This is a genomic window from Corynebacterium argentoratense DSM 44202 (assembly GCF_000590555.1).
Lineage (GTDB): Bacteria > Actinomycetota > Actinomycetes > Mycobacteriales > Mycobacteriaceae > Corynebacterium > Corynebacterium argentoratense.
Genome location: NC_022198.1, coordinates 1,609,108 through 1,621,693, shown reverse-complemented (window position 1 = coordinate 1,621,693; position 12,586 = coordinate 1,609,108). Strand labels below are relative to the sequence as shown.

Annotated in this window: 10 protein-coding genes; 6 read left to right on the top strand and 4 right to left on the bottom strand. The window is 59.4% G+C overall.

Features of this window, described 5'->3' with window-relative positions; all coding sequences use genetic code 11:
- Nucleotides 1-5 precede the first annotated feature (5 nt).
- The 5 genes from CARG_RS07595 to CARG_RS07575 all read left to right on the top strand — a co-directional run bounded on the left by CARG_RS07595 (nucleotide 6) and on the right by CARG_RS07575 (nucleotide 7,096).
- Nucleotides 6-1,412, top strand: coding sequence for an amidohydrolase (locus CARG_RS07595; RefSeq protein ID WP_021012062.1), 1,407 nt, complete (start codon nucleotides 6-8; stop codon nucleotides 1,410-1,412).
- 76 nt (nucleotides 1,413-1,488) lie between these two features.
- Nucleotides 1,489-2,898 carry an NAD(P)H-quinone dehydrogenase gene (locus CARG_RS07590; RefSeq protein ID WP_021012061.1) on the top strand — a complete coding sequence of 470 codons (1,410 nt, stop codon included), beginning with the start codon at nucleotides 1,489-1,491 and terminating at the stop codon, nucleotides 2,896-2,898.
- 290 nt (nucleotides 2,899-3,188) lie between these two features.
- A complete protein-coding gene (locus CARG_RS07585) occupies nucleotides 3,189-6,593 on the top strand; it encodes a pyruvate carboxylase (RefSeq protein WP_021012060.1) in 3,405 nt (1,134 codons plus the stop codon).
- 69 nt (nucleotides 6,594-6,662) lie between these two features.
- The gene (locus CARG_RS07580) at nucleotides 6,663-6,863 is read left to right on the top strand and encodes a hypothetical protein (RefSeq protein WP_021012059.1); all 201 of its coding nucleotides are present in this window, start codon (nucleotides 6,663-6,665) and stop codon (nucleotides 6,861-6,863) included.
- Nucleotides 6,863-7,096: a hypothetical protein gene (locus CARG_RS07575; RefSeq protein WP_021012058.1), complete on the top strand. Its 234-nt coding sequence runs from the start codon at nucleotides 6,863-6,865 to the stop codon at nucleotides 7,094-7,096. The genes CARG_RS07580 and CARG_RS07575 overlap by 1 nt, the downstream gene beginning before the upstream one ends.
- 30 nt (nucleotides 7,097-7,126) lie before the next feature.
- Here CARG_RS07575 and CARG_RS07570 read toward each other — a convergent pair whose 3' ends face one another.
- The 4 genes from CARG_RS07570 to CARG_RS07555 all read right to left on the bottom strand — a co-directional run bounded on the left by CARG_RS07570 (nucleotide 7,127) and on the right by CARG_RS07555 (nucleotide 11,223).
- Nucleotides 7,127-7,519: a hypothetical protein gene (locus CARG_RS07570; protein WP_021012057.1), complete on the bottom strand. Its 393-nt coding sequence runs from the start codon at nucleotides 7,517-7,519 to the stop codon at nucleotides 7,127-7,129.
- Between the two features lie 39 nt (nucleotides 7,520-7,558).
- Nucleotides 7,559-8,239 (bottom strand): DUF1707 SHOCT-like domain-containing protein, encoded by a 681-nt coding sequence (locus CARG_RS07565; RefSeq protein ID WP_021012056.1) that lies wholly within the window; start codon nucleotides 8,237-8,239, stop codon nucleotides 7,559-7,561.
- A gap of 76 nt (nucleotides 8,240-8,315) precedes the next feature.
- Nucleotides 8,316-10,097, bottom strand: coding sequence for an acetyl/propionyl/methylcrotonyl-CoA carboxylase subunit alpha (locus CARG_RS07560; RefSeq protein WP_021012055.1), 1,782 nt, complete (start codon nucleotides 10,095-10,097; stop codon nucleotides 8,316-8,318).
- 235 nt (nucleotides 10,098-10,332) lie between these two features.
- On the bottom strand, nucleotides 10,333-11,223 hold the full coding sequence (locus CARG_RS07555; RefSeq protein WP_021012054.1) for a sulfurtransferase: 891 nt from the start codon (nucleotides 11,221-11,223) through the stop codon (nucleotides 10,333-10,335).
- A gap of 270 nt (nucleotides 11,224-11,493) precedes the next feature.
- Between CARG_RS07555 and CARG_RS07550 the strand changes: the two genes are divergently transcribed.
- On the top strand, nucleotides 11,494-12,555 hold the full coding sequence (locus CARG_RS07550; protein ID WP_021012053.1) for a Cj0069 family protein: 1,062 nt from the start codon (nucleotides 11,494-11,496) through the stop codon (nucleotides 12,553-12,555).
- The last annotated feature ends 31 nt before the right edge of the window (nucleotides 12,556-12,586 follow it).

The window sequence follows — 12,586 nt, the reverse complement described above, 5'->3', positions numbered from 1 at the left end:
TGTTCATGATGGCACAATGTGGGCTGCGGTGGGCCCTCTTGTGTGGGCAGGTCGTCGATGGGGGTAAGTTGGTGCTTAACAGTGCGTATTGGGCGCGCGATTGTCAGGGTTTGAAGCAGGAAGGGTGTTGGGTGTCAACGACAGCGGTGGATTCGGCGCAGCACGTACCGGGTGGGTTGCTTGAGGCGGTGACCGCGTGGCTGGCCGAGCACGAGCGCGAGGTAACTGCGTGGCGCGAGCACCTGCATTCTTACCCCGAGACCTCCCATAATGAGGTCGAGACGACGGCGTTCATCGCCAAAGTGTTGCGCCATCATGGGTTGGAACCTGTGCTGTTTCCCGCCACCGGCCTGTATGTCGACATTGATGATCTTCATTCGGTTAATGACGCCGCGTCTGACGGCACTGAACACGATGACGCCGCGGGTTTGCCGCAACCAGGGGCCCTGCGGGTGGCTTTCCGTGCGGATATTGATGCGCTGCCAATTGCGGAGAACACGGGTTTGCCTTTCGCGTCGAAGAATCCTGGTGTGATGCATGCGTGTGGCCATGACGTGCACGCCGCGGTGTTGTTGGGTTTTGCGTGCGCTGTGGCTGATGCGGTGAAGCAAGGTGCTGCTTTGCCGCAGGGTATTCGATGCATTTTCCAGCCGGCCGAGGAGGTTATGGATGGCGGTGCTCCCTCGGTGATTAGCTGGGGTGCGTTGTCCGGTGTGTCGACAATTTTTGCCCTGCACGTGGAGCCCAAGTTGGCGGTGGGGCGTATCGGTATCCGCGAGGGTGCGATTACGTCGGCGGGGGACGTCATCAATATTGAGGTTGTGGGCCCAGGTGGGCATACGTCTCGTCCCCACCGCAGTGCGGACGTGGTGTACGCGCTGTCGAGGGTTGTGACCGAACTTCCGGCAGTGTTGTCGCGGCGGATCGACCCCCGCAGCGGCACCGTCATGGTGTTTGGCGCCATTCAGGCCGGCGCTACCGCCAACGCAATCCCCAAGAGGGGAGTGGCGAAAGGGACCATCCGCACGGCCGATATTGCGGTGTGGAATATGGTGGAGCCGCTGCTACGTGAGCTCATTGGCGATATTGTGCGACCGACAGGGTGCGACGTCATTGTTAATTACCAAAGGGGCGTGCCCCCTGTGGTTAACGATGCGGTCGCGACCGTGGTGTGCGCCGATGCCGTCCGAGCCATCGACCCAGAGGCCGTCGTGCAGGTCCCGCAATCCAGCGGTGGCGAAGATTTCTCCTGGTACCTGCAGCACATCCCGGGAGCGATGGTCCGACTAGGCGCCTGGAATGGGCAGGGCAAGCGCTCCGATCTGCACCAAGAAGACATGGTGGCCGACCCGCGAGCCGTTGGGATAGGTATTAAATTCTTCGCCAGTGTACTGGACCGTTTGTTCGGTTGAGCACGCCCTGATGTGCCCCGGCACTGCCTGAACACCTAGACTGCTAATAAATTATTGTTTTTTCAGTGGAGGATTCTTGACTAGGCGAATTGTCATCATCGGCGGCGGACCTGCCGGCTACGAAGCAGCATTGGCTGGTGCGAAGTACGGGGCCGACATCACTTTGATCGAAGACCAGGGGCTTGGCGGCTCCGCAGTCTTGCACGATTGCGTGCCCTCAAAGTCCTTCATCGCCGCCACCGGTATCAAAACCGACCTGCGTCGAGCTGACGACATGGGCTTCGACAAGTCCTTGGCCGACAGCTTCCTGCACATCGACGCCGTCAACGCACGTGTCAAAGACCTGGCGCGCAGCCAGTCCCAGGACATTGGCCGCCAAATGGAACGCGCCGGGATTCGCGTGATCAACGGCCGTGGCCGTTTTGACGATTACAACCCGAAGCAAACCACCCACTACATTGCGGTGGATAAGATCGACGGTTCTTCAGAAATCATCGAGTGCGACCTGGTGCTGCTTGCCACGGGTGCATCGCCTCGTATCCTGCCGGGTGCGCAGCCGGACGGCGAGCGCATCTTGACCTGGCGTCAGGTTTACGACATTGATGAACTGCCCGAGCACCTGATTGTTGTGGGTTCCGGTGTGACCGGTGCAGAATTCGTCTCCGCTTTTGCTGAGCTGGGTGTGAAGGTCACGATGGTCGCCTCCCGCGACCGCATCCTGCCCCACGATGATGCTGATGCCGCAGACGTGTTGGAAACCGTGCTCGCAGAGCGCGGCGTCCAGCTGGAAAAGGATGCCCGCGTTGACACCGTGACCCGCACCGAGGACGGCGGAGTATGCGTGCGCACCGCTGACGGCCGCGAGATCTTCGGTTCCCACGCGCTGATGACTGTCGGTTCTGTGCCGAATACCTCCGGCCTTGGTTTGGAAACCATTGGTGTTGAGACCCAAAAGTCGGGGCACATCAAGGTCGACCGCGTGTCCCGGACGACGGTTCCCGGTATTTACGCTGCTGGTGACTGCACAGACTTGTTCCCCTTGGCTTCCGTCGCTGCTATGCAGGGCCGCATCGCCATGTACCACGCGTTGGGTGAAGGCGTGTCCCCGATCCGTTTGAAGACTGTTGCGACGGCTGTGTTTACTCGCCCTGAGATCGCAGCTGTGGGCGTGACCCATGCTCAGGTGGAATCGGGCGAGGTCAACGCACGCGTGATCGTTCTTCCCCTGACGACTAACGCTCGTGCCAAAATGCGCTCGCTGCGCCACGGTTTTGTGAAGCTGTTCTGCCGTAAGAACTCCGGTTTGGTTATTGGCGGCGTGGTTGTTGCTCCGACGGCGTCGGAGTTGATCCTTCCGATTGCGTTGGCCGTGGATAAGGGCCTGACGGTGTCAGATTTGGCTAGCACGTTTGCGGTGTACCCGACGTTGTCTGGTTCGATCACTGAGGCTGCTCGTCAGCTGGTCCAGCACGACGACCTCGGCTAGCCCGAGAAATTTCTGGGTGTTTTGAGAGGGCAATTTCTCAACCTTAAGGGGTTGGGAGATTGCCCTTCATGCTGTCTGCACCTGCTGCGGTTGAGTAGCACTTTTACGGCAGTTGTATCGGGTTTGCGCTGTGGTAGTCTACCCCTTGTTGTTACGTCCGTGACGGGCGCCATAGTCGGAGTGTTCTGAGTCCTGCACCAAAGGTTCCCGTCGCAACCCTCCAGGGCACCGACGAATAATCTCTGTCACCTGTTACCCACCCTTCTTTTGAGGAAAGGTCCATCCCTCCAGTGAAAAAACAGCCCACGTCGTTTAAGAAAATCCTGGTCGCCAACCGTGGCGAGATCGCAGTTCGCGCATTCCGTGCTGCATACGAGATCGGTGCAGAAACCGTTGCAGTCTACCCGCGTGAAGACCGCAATTCTTTCCATCGCAGCCATGCATCCGAGGCCTACCGTATTGGTACCGAGGGCTCGCCGGTCAAGGCTTACCTGGATATTGATGAGATCCTGCGGGCAGCCAAGGAATCGCACGCGGACGCTGTCTACCCGGGGTATGGCTTCCTGTCGGAAAATGCTCAGCTTGCTCGCGAGTGCGCGGAAAATGGACTTGTTTTTATCGGCCCCACCCCGGAAGTACTCGATCTGACGGGTGATAAGTCTCGTGCTGTGACGGCTGCTCGCGAAGCTGGCCTGCCCACTCTGGACGAGTCCACCCCGAGCGACGATATTGATGTGTTGGTGGAGCAGGCTAAGGGCCAGCAGTACCCGCTGTTCGTTAAAGCTGTGGCCGGTGGTGGCGGCCGCGGTATGCGCTTTATCCCCAACGAAAAAGAACTTCGCCACTTGGCGGCGGAAGCCTCCCGCGAGGCCTTGTCGGCCTTTGGTGATGCGCGGGTCTACATCGAGCGAGCGGTGGTCAATCCACAGCACATTGAGGTTCAGATCCTGGGCGATGCGTCCGGCGACGTCATTCACCTTTTCGAGCGTGACTGCTCCGTACAGCGTCGTCACCAGAAGGTTGTAGAGATTGCGCCTGCCCAGCACATCACCCAGGAGCAGCGCGAAAAGATTTGTGCCGAGGCGGTGAAGTTTTGCAAGCACATCGGTTACATCGGTGCCGGCACCGTGGAGTTCTTGGTCGATGAGCAAGGCAACCACGTCTTCATCGAGATGAACCCCCGCATCCAGGTCGAGCACACCGTCACCGAGGAAGTCACTCAGGTGGATTTGGTGAAGGCCCAGATGCAGATCGCCGCAGGTGTCACATTGAAGGAACTGGGGCTCACACAGGATGCTGTTCAGTTGCACGGTGCTGCCTTGCAGTGCCGCATCACCACCGAAGATCCGTCGAACGGGTTCCGCCCGGACACTGGCACAATTACTTCGTACCGATCCCCGGGTGGTGCGGGTGTGCGCCTTGACGGAGCGATCCAGTTGGGCGGCGAAATCACCGCTCACTTCGATTCGATGCTGGTGAAGATGACCTGCCGCGGTTCGGATTTTGCCACCGCTGTTGCTCGTGCTCAGCGTGCATTGGCGGAGTTCCATGTTTCCGGCGTGGCAACCAACATTGGCTTCCTCCGCGCCTTGCTGCGCGAGCCTGATTTCACTGAAAAGCGCGTTGCGACGAGCTTTATCGCCGAGCACCCCTGGTTGTTGTCCGCGCCGCCCGCTGATGACGAGCCTGGCCGTATCCTCGACTACCTCGCTGACGTGACGGTCAACCGCCCGCATGGTCAGCCGCCGGCGTCAAGCACCCCTGCAGATAAGTTGCCGAAGCTGCCGCACAGCCCGCGGCCTCGTGGATCGCGTGATCTTCTCCGCGACGTCGGGCCTGTGGAGTTCGCTAAGCAGCTGCGCGCCCAGGATCGTTTGGCCGTCACTGATACGACGTTCCGTGATGCGCACCAGTCCTTGCTCGCCACCCGTGTGCGTTCCAGCGCCCTGGTGGATGCTGCCCGCCACGTGTCCTATTTGACGCCTGAGTTGTTGTCGGTGGAAGCGTGGGGTGGTGCGACCTATGACGTCGCGTTGCGCTTCCTGCACGAAGATCCCTGGGCACGCCTAGATGAACTGCGCGAGGCTATGCCCAACATCAACATCCAGATGCTGCTGCGCGGACGCAATGCGGTGGGCTACACCCCGTACCCGGACCACGTGTGCAACAAGTTCGTGGATGAGGCGGCGCGTTCCGGTGTCGACATTTTCCGCATTTTTGACGCCTTGAATGATGTCTCGCAGATGCGTCCCGCGATCGAGGCTGTTCTGTCCACCGACACCTGTGTAGCAGAGGTGGCGATGGCTTACTCCGGTAACCTCGCCGACCCGAACGAGAAGCTATACACGCTGGACTACTACCTCAAGCTCGCAGAGCAGATCGTGGAGTCCGGCGCGCACATCCTGGCGATTAAAGACATGGCCGGCCTTATGCGCCCGGCTGCCGCAACCAAGCTTGTGACGGCGTTGCGACGCGAGTTTGATCTGCCCGTTCACGTGCACACTCACGACACCGCTGGTGGCCAGTTGGCTACCTACCTGGCGGCAGCAAATGCTGGTGCCGATGCGGTCGACGGTGCTTCCGCACCTTTGTCAGGTACGACGTCGCAACCGTCACTGTCGGCGATTGTCGCAGCGTTTGCAGACACCTACCGCGACACCGGTTTGAGCCTGAAGAACGTCTCCGACATGGAGCCTTACTGGGAGGCTGTGCGCACGATGTACGCACCCTTCGAGTCCGGCACCCCGGGGCCGACCGGTCGCGTGTACCGCCACGAGATCCCTGGCGGGCAGTTGTCCAACCTGCGTGCCCAAGCAGTTGCGCTGGGTCTTGCCGACCGCTTTGAGCTGATCGAAGACAACTATGCTGCGGTCAACGAGATGCTGGGTCGCCCCACCAAGGTGACCCCCTCGTCCAAGGTCGTTGGTGATCTGGCGCTTCACCTGGTGGGTGCCAACGTGGATCCCGCAGACTTTGTTGCCGATCCCCACAAGTACGACATCCCGGATTCCGTGATCGCATTCTTGCGTGGCGAGCTGGGCACCCCTCCCGGCGGTTGGCCCGAGCCTTTTCGCAGCCGCATTCTCGAAGGCCGCGCGGAAACCTCCGCAGCGCTGGTGGATGTGCCGGAAGAGGAAGCGGACAACCTCGAGTCGAAGGATCAAGCAACCCGTCGTGCGGCACTGGACCGTTTGATGTTCGCTAAGCCCGCCGCCGAGTTCGTCGAGCACCGCCGCCGTTTCGGTAACACCTCCATTTTGGAAGATCGTGAGTTCTTCTATGGTTTGGTCGAGGGTGAAGAAACCGTCATCGACCTGGGTGATTCTGTCCAGCTGGTCGTCCGCCTCGACGCAATTTCTGAGCCTGATGACAAGGGCATGCGCACGGTCGTGTTCAACGTTAACGGCCAGATCCGCCCGTTGCGTGTGCGTGACCACTCCGTCGAGTCCACCACGCAGGCCGCTGAAAAGGCCGACCCGTCCAAGGCTGGAGACGTTGCTGCGCCGTTCGCTGGTGTCGTGACAGTCACCGCCGTTGAGGGCGACGAGGTCAAGGCTGGCGACCCGGTGGCAATCATCGAGGCTATGAAGATGGAAGCAACCATCACCGCGCCGACTGGTGGCACGATCAGCCGTGTGGTGCTATCCCAGGCTGCGAAGGTCGAAGGTGGGGATCTGCTACTCGTTATCGAGTAAACTTGCCCCATGTTTGGTTAAAACGCAGCGTCCACACCTGAGCAGGCAGTAGACCTCCTGCCTGAGGTAGTGGACGGCAAGCAGGTTAACCGGACGAAATCGCGGGCGTACAAGATCGCTGTGATGTCCGGGGTGACCGGCATTCACTACGGTTTTTTGGGTATGCCCCGCAAGGCTTTAGCGCACGGTTTGTTCTGGACTGTCGCACCGGTGGTCTCCATCTTTGTGTTTGTGTTCGCCGGAATGCTGGATAGCCCCATGGGTGGCTGATGTGGTTGATCGTGTTGTGGCCACTAGCCGGCTGGTTGTTGGAGGTTTTTCTAATGGCCAGAATCCCCGGGAACCATCCTTGGTTCGGCGGAGCCACCCCAGAAGGCTATTTCCCGATCGATTGGTGGAAAACCAGTTGGCAGTGGTGGCAGCCGGAGATGTTCAGCAGAAAGCTCGATCCCGATACCCGCAAGCGCGCTGTCGAAGCGCTGAAGAATACCGACCCCGTGTAGATACCAGATCGGTGCCGGCTCGTCGAATTTCTAGGCCGGCTGTAGGCCTAGAAAGCCTTCCGCCCAGCGTCTAATAGTCCCCATAATTTCTGACGCCGCGTCGCCGACCGTCTTCGGCGCTAAGACCGGGTCGTTGGGCAACACCCGGGAGGTATCACCGCACGGGGTGACAGAAACCGTGCAGGTTTTTTCCTCCCAGTTAGGTACCAGGCGAGCCAAGGCGAGCATCTCCACGCTGGTCTGCTCACATACCGCCCACGTCAGCGCCGATTCCTGTGCCCACTGTTGCCGTGCGCGCGCAACATAGTCCACCGCGGCGTCATCATCCATGATTAGTGACAGTGCGGGGCGATCATCAATGCGATTGTCGTCGTGGAGGGGGCGGGCATAAAAACGGCCGCCGTTGATCTCAATCGGGTCCATAGGACACCAGTGTAGTCAGCGCTGTGGGCGGGGGAGTGGCTAGCCGAAGAACTTGCGGGTGGTGTCGTTGGCTTTATCTGCGAAACGTTTGGTTGCCTCCGAAGCGATACGTGCAGACTCTTCAAAATTGCCCAGGATCTCCGCGCGACGCTGCGCAGACTCGATGGCTAATTGCTGGCGTATTTGCTGGGTCTGCATAGCTGCAATCTGCTTCTGGCGCCACAATTCCTGCTTCTGCAACTGCTTTTTCGTCGGCGCAAACCAGCTCTTGGGGCCGAGCTTCATCCCGTAGATCAAGATGGCTAACACGGGGATGATCAGCGTCAAAGCTTCGATGTCTGACAGGTCAGCTGCAGCGACAACACAGATCGTCGTGATGGCCATAAAGCCGTCGCGAATATGACGGCCTTCTCGTGGGGACTCGATCGCATCTGGGACTGGATAGGACATGCCTTGAGTCCACAGTTGGGGTGCAGACGGCGCACCGTAGGTGGCTGGGAGGTTTGGCGTGTAGGCGTTGCCAGGGGAGCCCTCGAACGCGGACGCCGGAACATCGGTGAATAGGGCGTTGAGTTCGTTGCGTGTCACCGCAGCAGCGGCGCTGCGGGAGCGTTCGTCGAACTCGGGGAGGGTGATGTAGCCGCGGCTTGCGAGCGTGGACAAGGAATCCAGGGCTGCTGTCCGATCTGCGTCGCCTACGCGAAAATCACCGTTGTTCATACCAAACGAGTGTAACGCAAAAAGCGCCTGCATGCGGGCCGATTTGGCCGAGCATGCAGGCGCTAAGTGCGTGAAGCTACTTGATTTCCATCAGGACAGCACCCTTGGTGACGCCCTCACCCGCAGCAGCGGACAGGCCGGTGACAACACCAGACTTGTGAGCCTTGACCGGGTTTTCCATCTTCATAGCCTCGAGGACCACGACGGTGTCACCCTCGTTAACCTCTTGGCCTTCTTCGACGTTGACCTTGATGACAGTGCCCTGCATGGGGGCTGCCACAGCGTCACCAGAGACGGCCTTCTTGCCGCCGCCAGCGCGACGCTTCTTGGCCTTCTTCTTAGCGCCACTAGCGCCGCCACCAGCCAGGGCAAGATCACCGGGAAGAGCGATTTCGACGCGACGGCCGTCGATCTCAACGACAACCTTCTGCTTCGGGGTTGCCTCTTCCTCTTCCTCAACGTCAGCAGGATCGACGTAAGCGGGGATCGGGTTGTCCCACTCTTCTTCAATCCACTTGGTGTAGACGTCGAACTTCTCGCCGTCACCGACGAAGGCGGGGTTTTCCACGATGTGAGCGTGGAAAGGAAGAACGGTGGGCATGCCCTCGATGACGTACTCGCTCAGCGCACGACGTGCACGCTGCAGCGCCTCTTCACGGGACTCACCGAAGACGATCAGCTTGGCGAGCATGGAGTCGAACTGGCCGCCAATGACAGAACCTTCGACGATGCCGGAATCCATACGGACACCGGGGCCTGCGGGTTCGATGTACTTGGTGATCTTGCCGGGAGCAGGCATGAAGTTAGAGCCAGCGTCCTCGCCGTTGATACGGAACTCGAACGCGTGACCACGAGGGGTCGGATCTTCCTTGATGTGGAGCTCGCGGCCTTCAGCGATACGGAACTGCTCGCGAACCAGGTCGAGGCCAGTGGTGACCTCGGTGACGGGGTGCTCCACCTGCAGACGGGTGTTGACCTCAAGGAAGGAGATCAGGCCGTCGGAACCAACCAGGTACTCAACGGTGCCCGCACCGTAGTAGCCGGCTTCCTTACAGATAGCCTTAGCGGACTCGTGCAGACGGGTGCGCTGCTCATCCGTCAGGAAGGGAGCCGGAGCCTCCTCAACAAGCTTCTGGAAACGACGCTGCAGGGAGCAGTCACGAGTACCAGCAACCACAACGTTGCCGTGCATGTCAGCAACAACCTGGCACTCGACGTGGCGAGCCTTGTCCAAGTAGCGCTCGACGAAGCACTCGCCGCGACCGAAGGCTGCAACAGCCTCGCGGGTAGCGGACTCGTAGAGGTCCTCGACCTCATCCATCTCGTACGCGACCTTCATACCGCGGCCACCGCCACCAAACGCAGCCTTAATAGCGATCGGCAGGCCGTGCTCCTCAGCGAATGCACGAACCTCAGCGGCATCCTTCACGGGCTCCTTGGAACCCGGAGCCATCGGAGCGTTAGCACGCATAGCAATGTGGCGGGCAGTGACCTTGTCACCCAAGTCGCGGATGGACTGCGGGGAGGGGCCGATCCAGATCAGACCAGCGTCGATCACGGCCTGAGCAAAGTCGCCATTTTCGGACAGAAAGCCGTAGCCGGGGTGAATAGCGTCAGCGCCGGACTTCTTCGCGGCGTCAAGAATCTTGTCGAAGACAAGGTAGGATTCGGCAGAATTCTGGCCGCCGAGGGCGAACGCCTCATCCGCCATGGAGACGAAAGGTGCGTCGGCATCGGGTTCTGCGTACACGGCGACACTGGCGATACCAGCGTCACGGGCTGCGCGGATCACGCGGATGGCGATCTCACCGCGGTTGGCCACAAGGACCTTAGTAATTTTCTTGGTCTCGACAGACACTAAACGCCTCCTGGATGAATGCACTAACACTGTTATGTGCTGCCGTACACACGTTAATCGTTTGGGCAGCGAACACCACTATTGTTACACATCACACGCCCGAGTGAGGGGCCAATGCCAAGGAAAATGTGGCAATGGGGGTAAACGAAGGGGTGTCCTGAGCGCTAAAAAGCCCCTACCCTGCACAGTTGAACTGCGTTCAGGAGTAGGGGGTGGGGTGAACAAACACCACCTTTTAGGCCGTGGGCTCCCCAGGCTGCTCGCCCTGAACAATCGGCATACGCACCATGTTGCCCCACTCGACCCACGAACCGTCGTAGTTACGAACGTTGTTAAAACCAAGCAGGTAGGTCAACACAAACCAGGAATGCGCCGAGCGGTCACCAATGCGGCAATACACCACGGTCGGGTCATTCGGATCGAAATCCTTATAAATCTCATCCAGCTCCGCGCGGCTACGGAAACGGCTGTTCGGGTATACCGACAAATTCCACGGAACACTCACAGCAGTCGGCACGTGGCCCGGACGCTGCACACCCTCCTGCGGGTATCCCTCCATGTTACGGAGCTCACCGGTGTACTCCTCATGGGAACGAGCATCAATGATCGGCCCCTTGCCGATGTGCTTCAAGACACCATCGACAAAAACGCGGACGGTCTTATCGTCACGAGTCGGCACCGGGTAGTCACTGCGCGGAAACTCCGGAACCTCGTATGAAGTGTCGCGCTCCTCGGCCATCCACGCATCACGCCCACCGTTGAGCAAACGCACGTCTTTGTGTCCAAACAGCTCAAACACCCACATCGTAAACGCTGCCCACCAGTTGGACTTATCGCCGTAAACGACGATGGTGTCGTCAGGATGAATGCCCTTAGAACGCATCAATTCAGCGAAGGCTTCGCCGTCAATGTAGTCGCGAATCTCGACGTCATTGAGATCCTTCAGCCAATCAATACGCACAGCTCCCGCAATGTGGCCAATGTCGTAAAGTAAAGAATCCTCGTCGGATTCCACCACACGCAGCCCCGGGGTGCCCAGGCGAGCGCTCAACCACGAAGCCGAAACCAACTTCTCCGGATGGGCATACTCAGCAAAGTTAGGATGAGGATCAAAGGGGGCAGGCATGAGAAAATGACCTTTCAACTAACACGTGGGGGGCAATCTACAACGGGTACCAAAAACCCTATTACTGCCCTAGCTTAGCGCAGACCCAGGCTCACCGTGGACCATAGTTGTGTTCTTGCGCACCAAAGGGCCTTCTGGCGTGCAATATCACTGTGAAGGGAATAGCTTTAGAAGTAGGTACAAGGCCACAGCGCACCGCGTCGCACACTGACTCGGATGCAACAAGCCGCGCGCCTGAACGCACATTGAGCAACAATCAAGGAGAAGCACGTGCACAAAGCTATCGTCGTATTTGAGGTCGAAGGCGGCAACGACAAACAGTTCAACGGCCACCGTAAAGACACCCTCCCCATCGTCGACGCCATCAAGGCTCAGGGATGGAACGCAGAGGTCGTCTACTACCGCCCCGAATGGGCCGAGCAACTTTTCGAATACGTCTCCAACAACTTCGACGCCTACATCTCGCGCGTCAACCCGGGCAACATCCCCGGCGGCGAAAAGGGCTACTTCGACCTGCTGACCCGCCTGTCCAAGGACGCTGGCCTGGTAGGCATGTCCACCCCCGAAGAGATGATGGCTTACGGCGCGAAGGACGCACTGGTCAAGCTGGCCGACACCGATCTGGTGCCCAGCGACACCTACGCCTACTACGACGTCGAGTCCTTCCATAAGACCTTCCCCTCCTCCCTGTCCTACGGCGAGCGCGTCCTCAAGCAGAACCGTGGCTCCACCGGCTCCGGCATCTGGCGCGTCCAGCTCGAGGACAAGGAACTGGCCGCCAAGGTTGAGCCCGGCACCGAGCTTCCTCTAGACACCAAGCTGCGCTGCACCGAAGCTGTCGACAACCACACTGAGATCCGCGAACTCGGTGAGTTCATGGACTTCTGTGACCAGTACATCGTCGGCGACAACGGCATGCTCGTCGACATGCGCTTCATGCCTCGCATCGTTGAGGGCGAAATCCGCATCCTCCTCGTCGGTCCCCACCCTGTCTTCGTGGTTCACAAGAAGCCTGCCGCCGGCGGCGACAACTTCTCTGCCACCCTGTTCTCCGGTGCTACTTACACCTACGACAAACCCTCCGATTGGCAGGAACTCGTCGACATGTTCGCCGAAGCACGCCCCGTCATCGCTGAGAAGCTCGGTGGCGACAATATCCCGCTGATCTGGACCGCAGACTTCATGCTTGATGATGCGAAGGACGGTGGCGACACCTACGTCCTCGGCGAGATCAACTGCTCCTGCGTCGGCTTCACCTCTGAGCTCGACATGGGCATCCAGGAAATGGTTGCTGATGAGGCGATTAAGCGCGTCGAAGCAAAGCACGCTTAAACTACCGATGTAGTTTCTGCGTTAAATAGCG

Bases quoted from the DNA above. Each gene is read 5' to 3' on its own strand.
- CARG_RS07595 (WP_021012062.1), top strand. From the start codon at position 6: ATGATGGCACAATGTGGGCTGCGGTGGGCCCTCTTGTGTGGGCAGGTC.
- CARG_RS07575 (WP_021012058.1), top strand. From the start codon at position 6,863: ATGTGGTTGATCGTGTTGTGGCCACTAGCCGGCTGGTTGTTGGAGGTT.
- CARG_RS07565 (WP_021012056.1), bottom strand. From the start codon at position 8,239: ATGAACAACGGTGATTTTCGCGTAGGCGACGCAGATCGGACAGCAGCC.
- CARG_RS07555 (WP_021012054.1), bottom strand. From the start codon at position 11,223: ATGCCTGCCCCCTTTGATCCTCATCCTAACTTTGCTGAGTATGCCCAT.
- CARG_RS07570 (WP_021012057.1), bottom strand. From the start codon at position 7,519: ATGGACCCGATTGAGATCAACGGCGGCCGTTTTTATGCCCGCCCCCTC.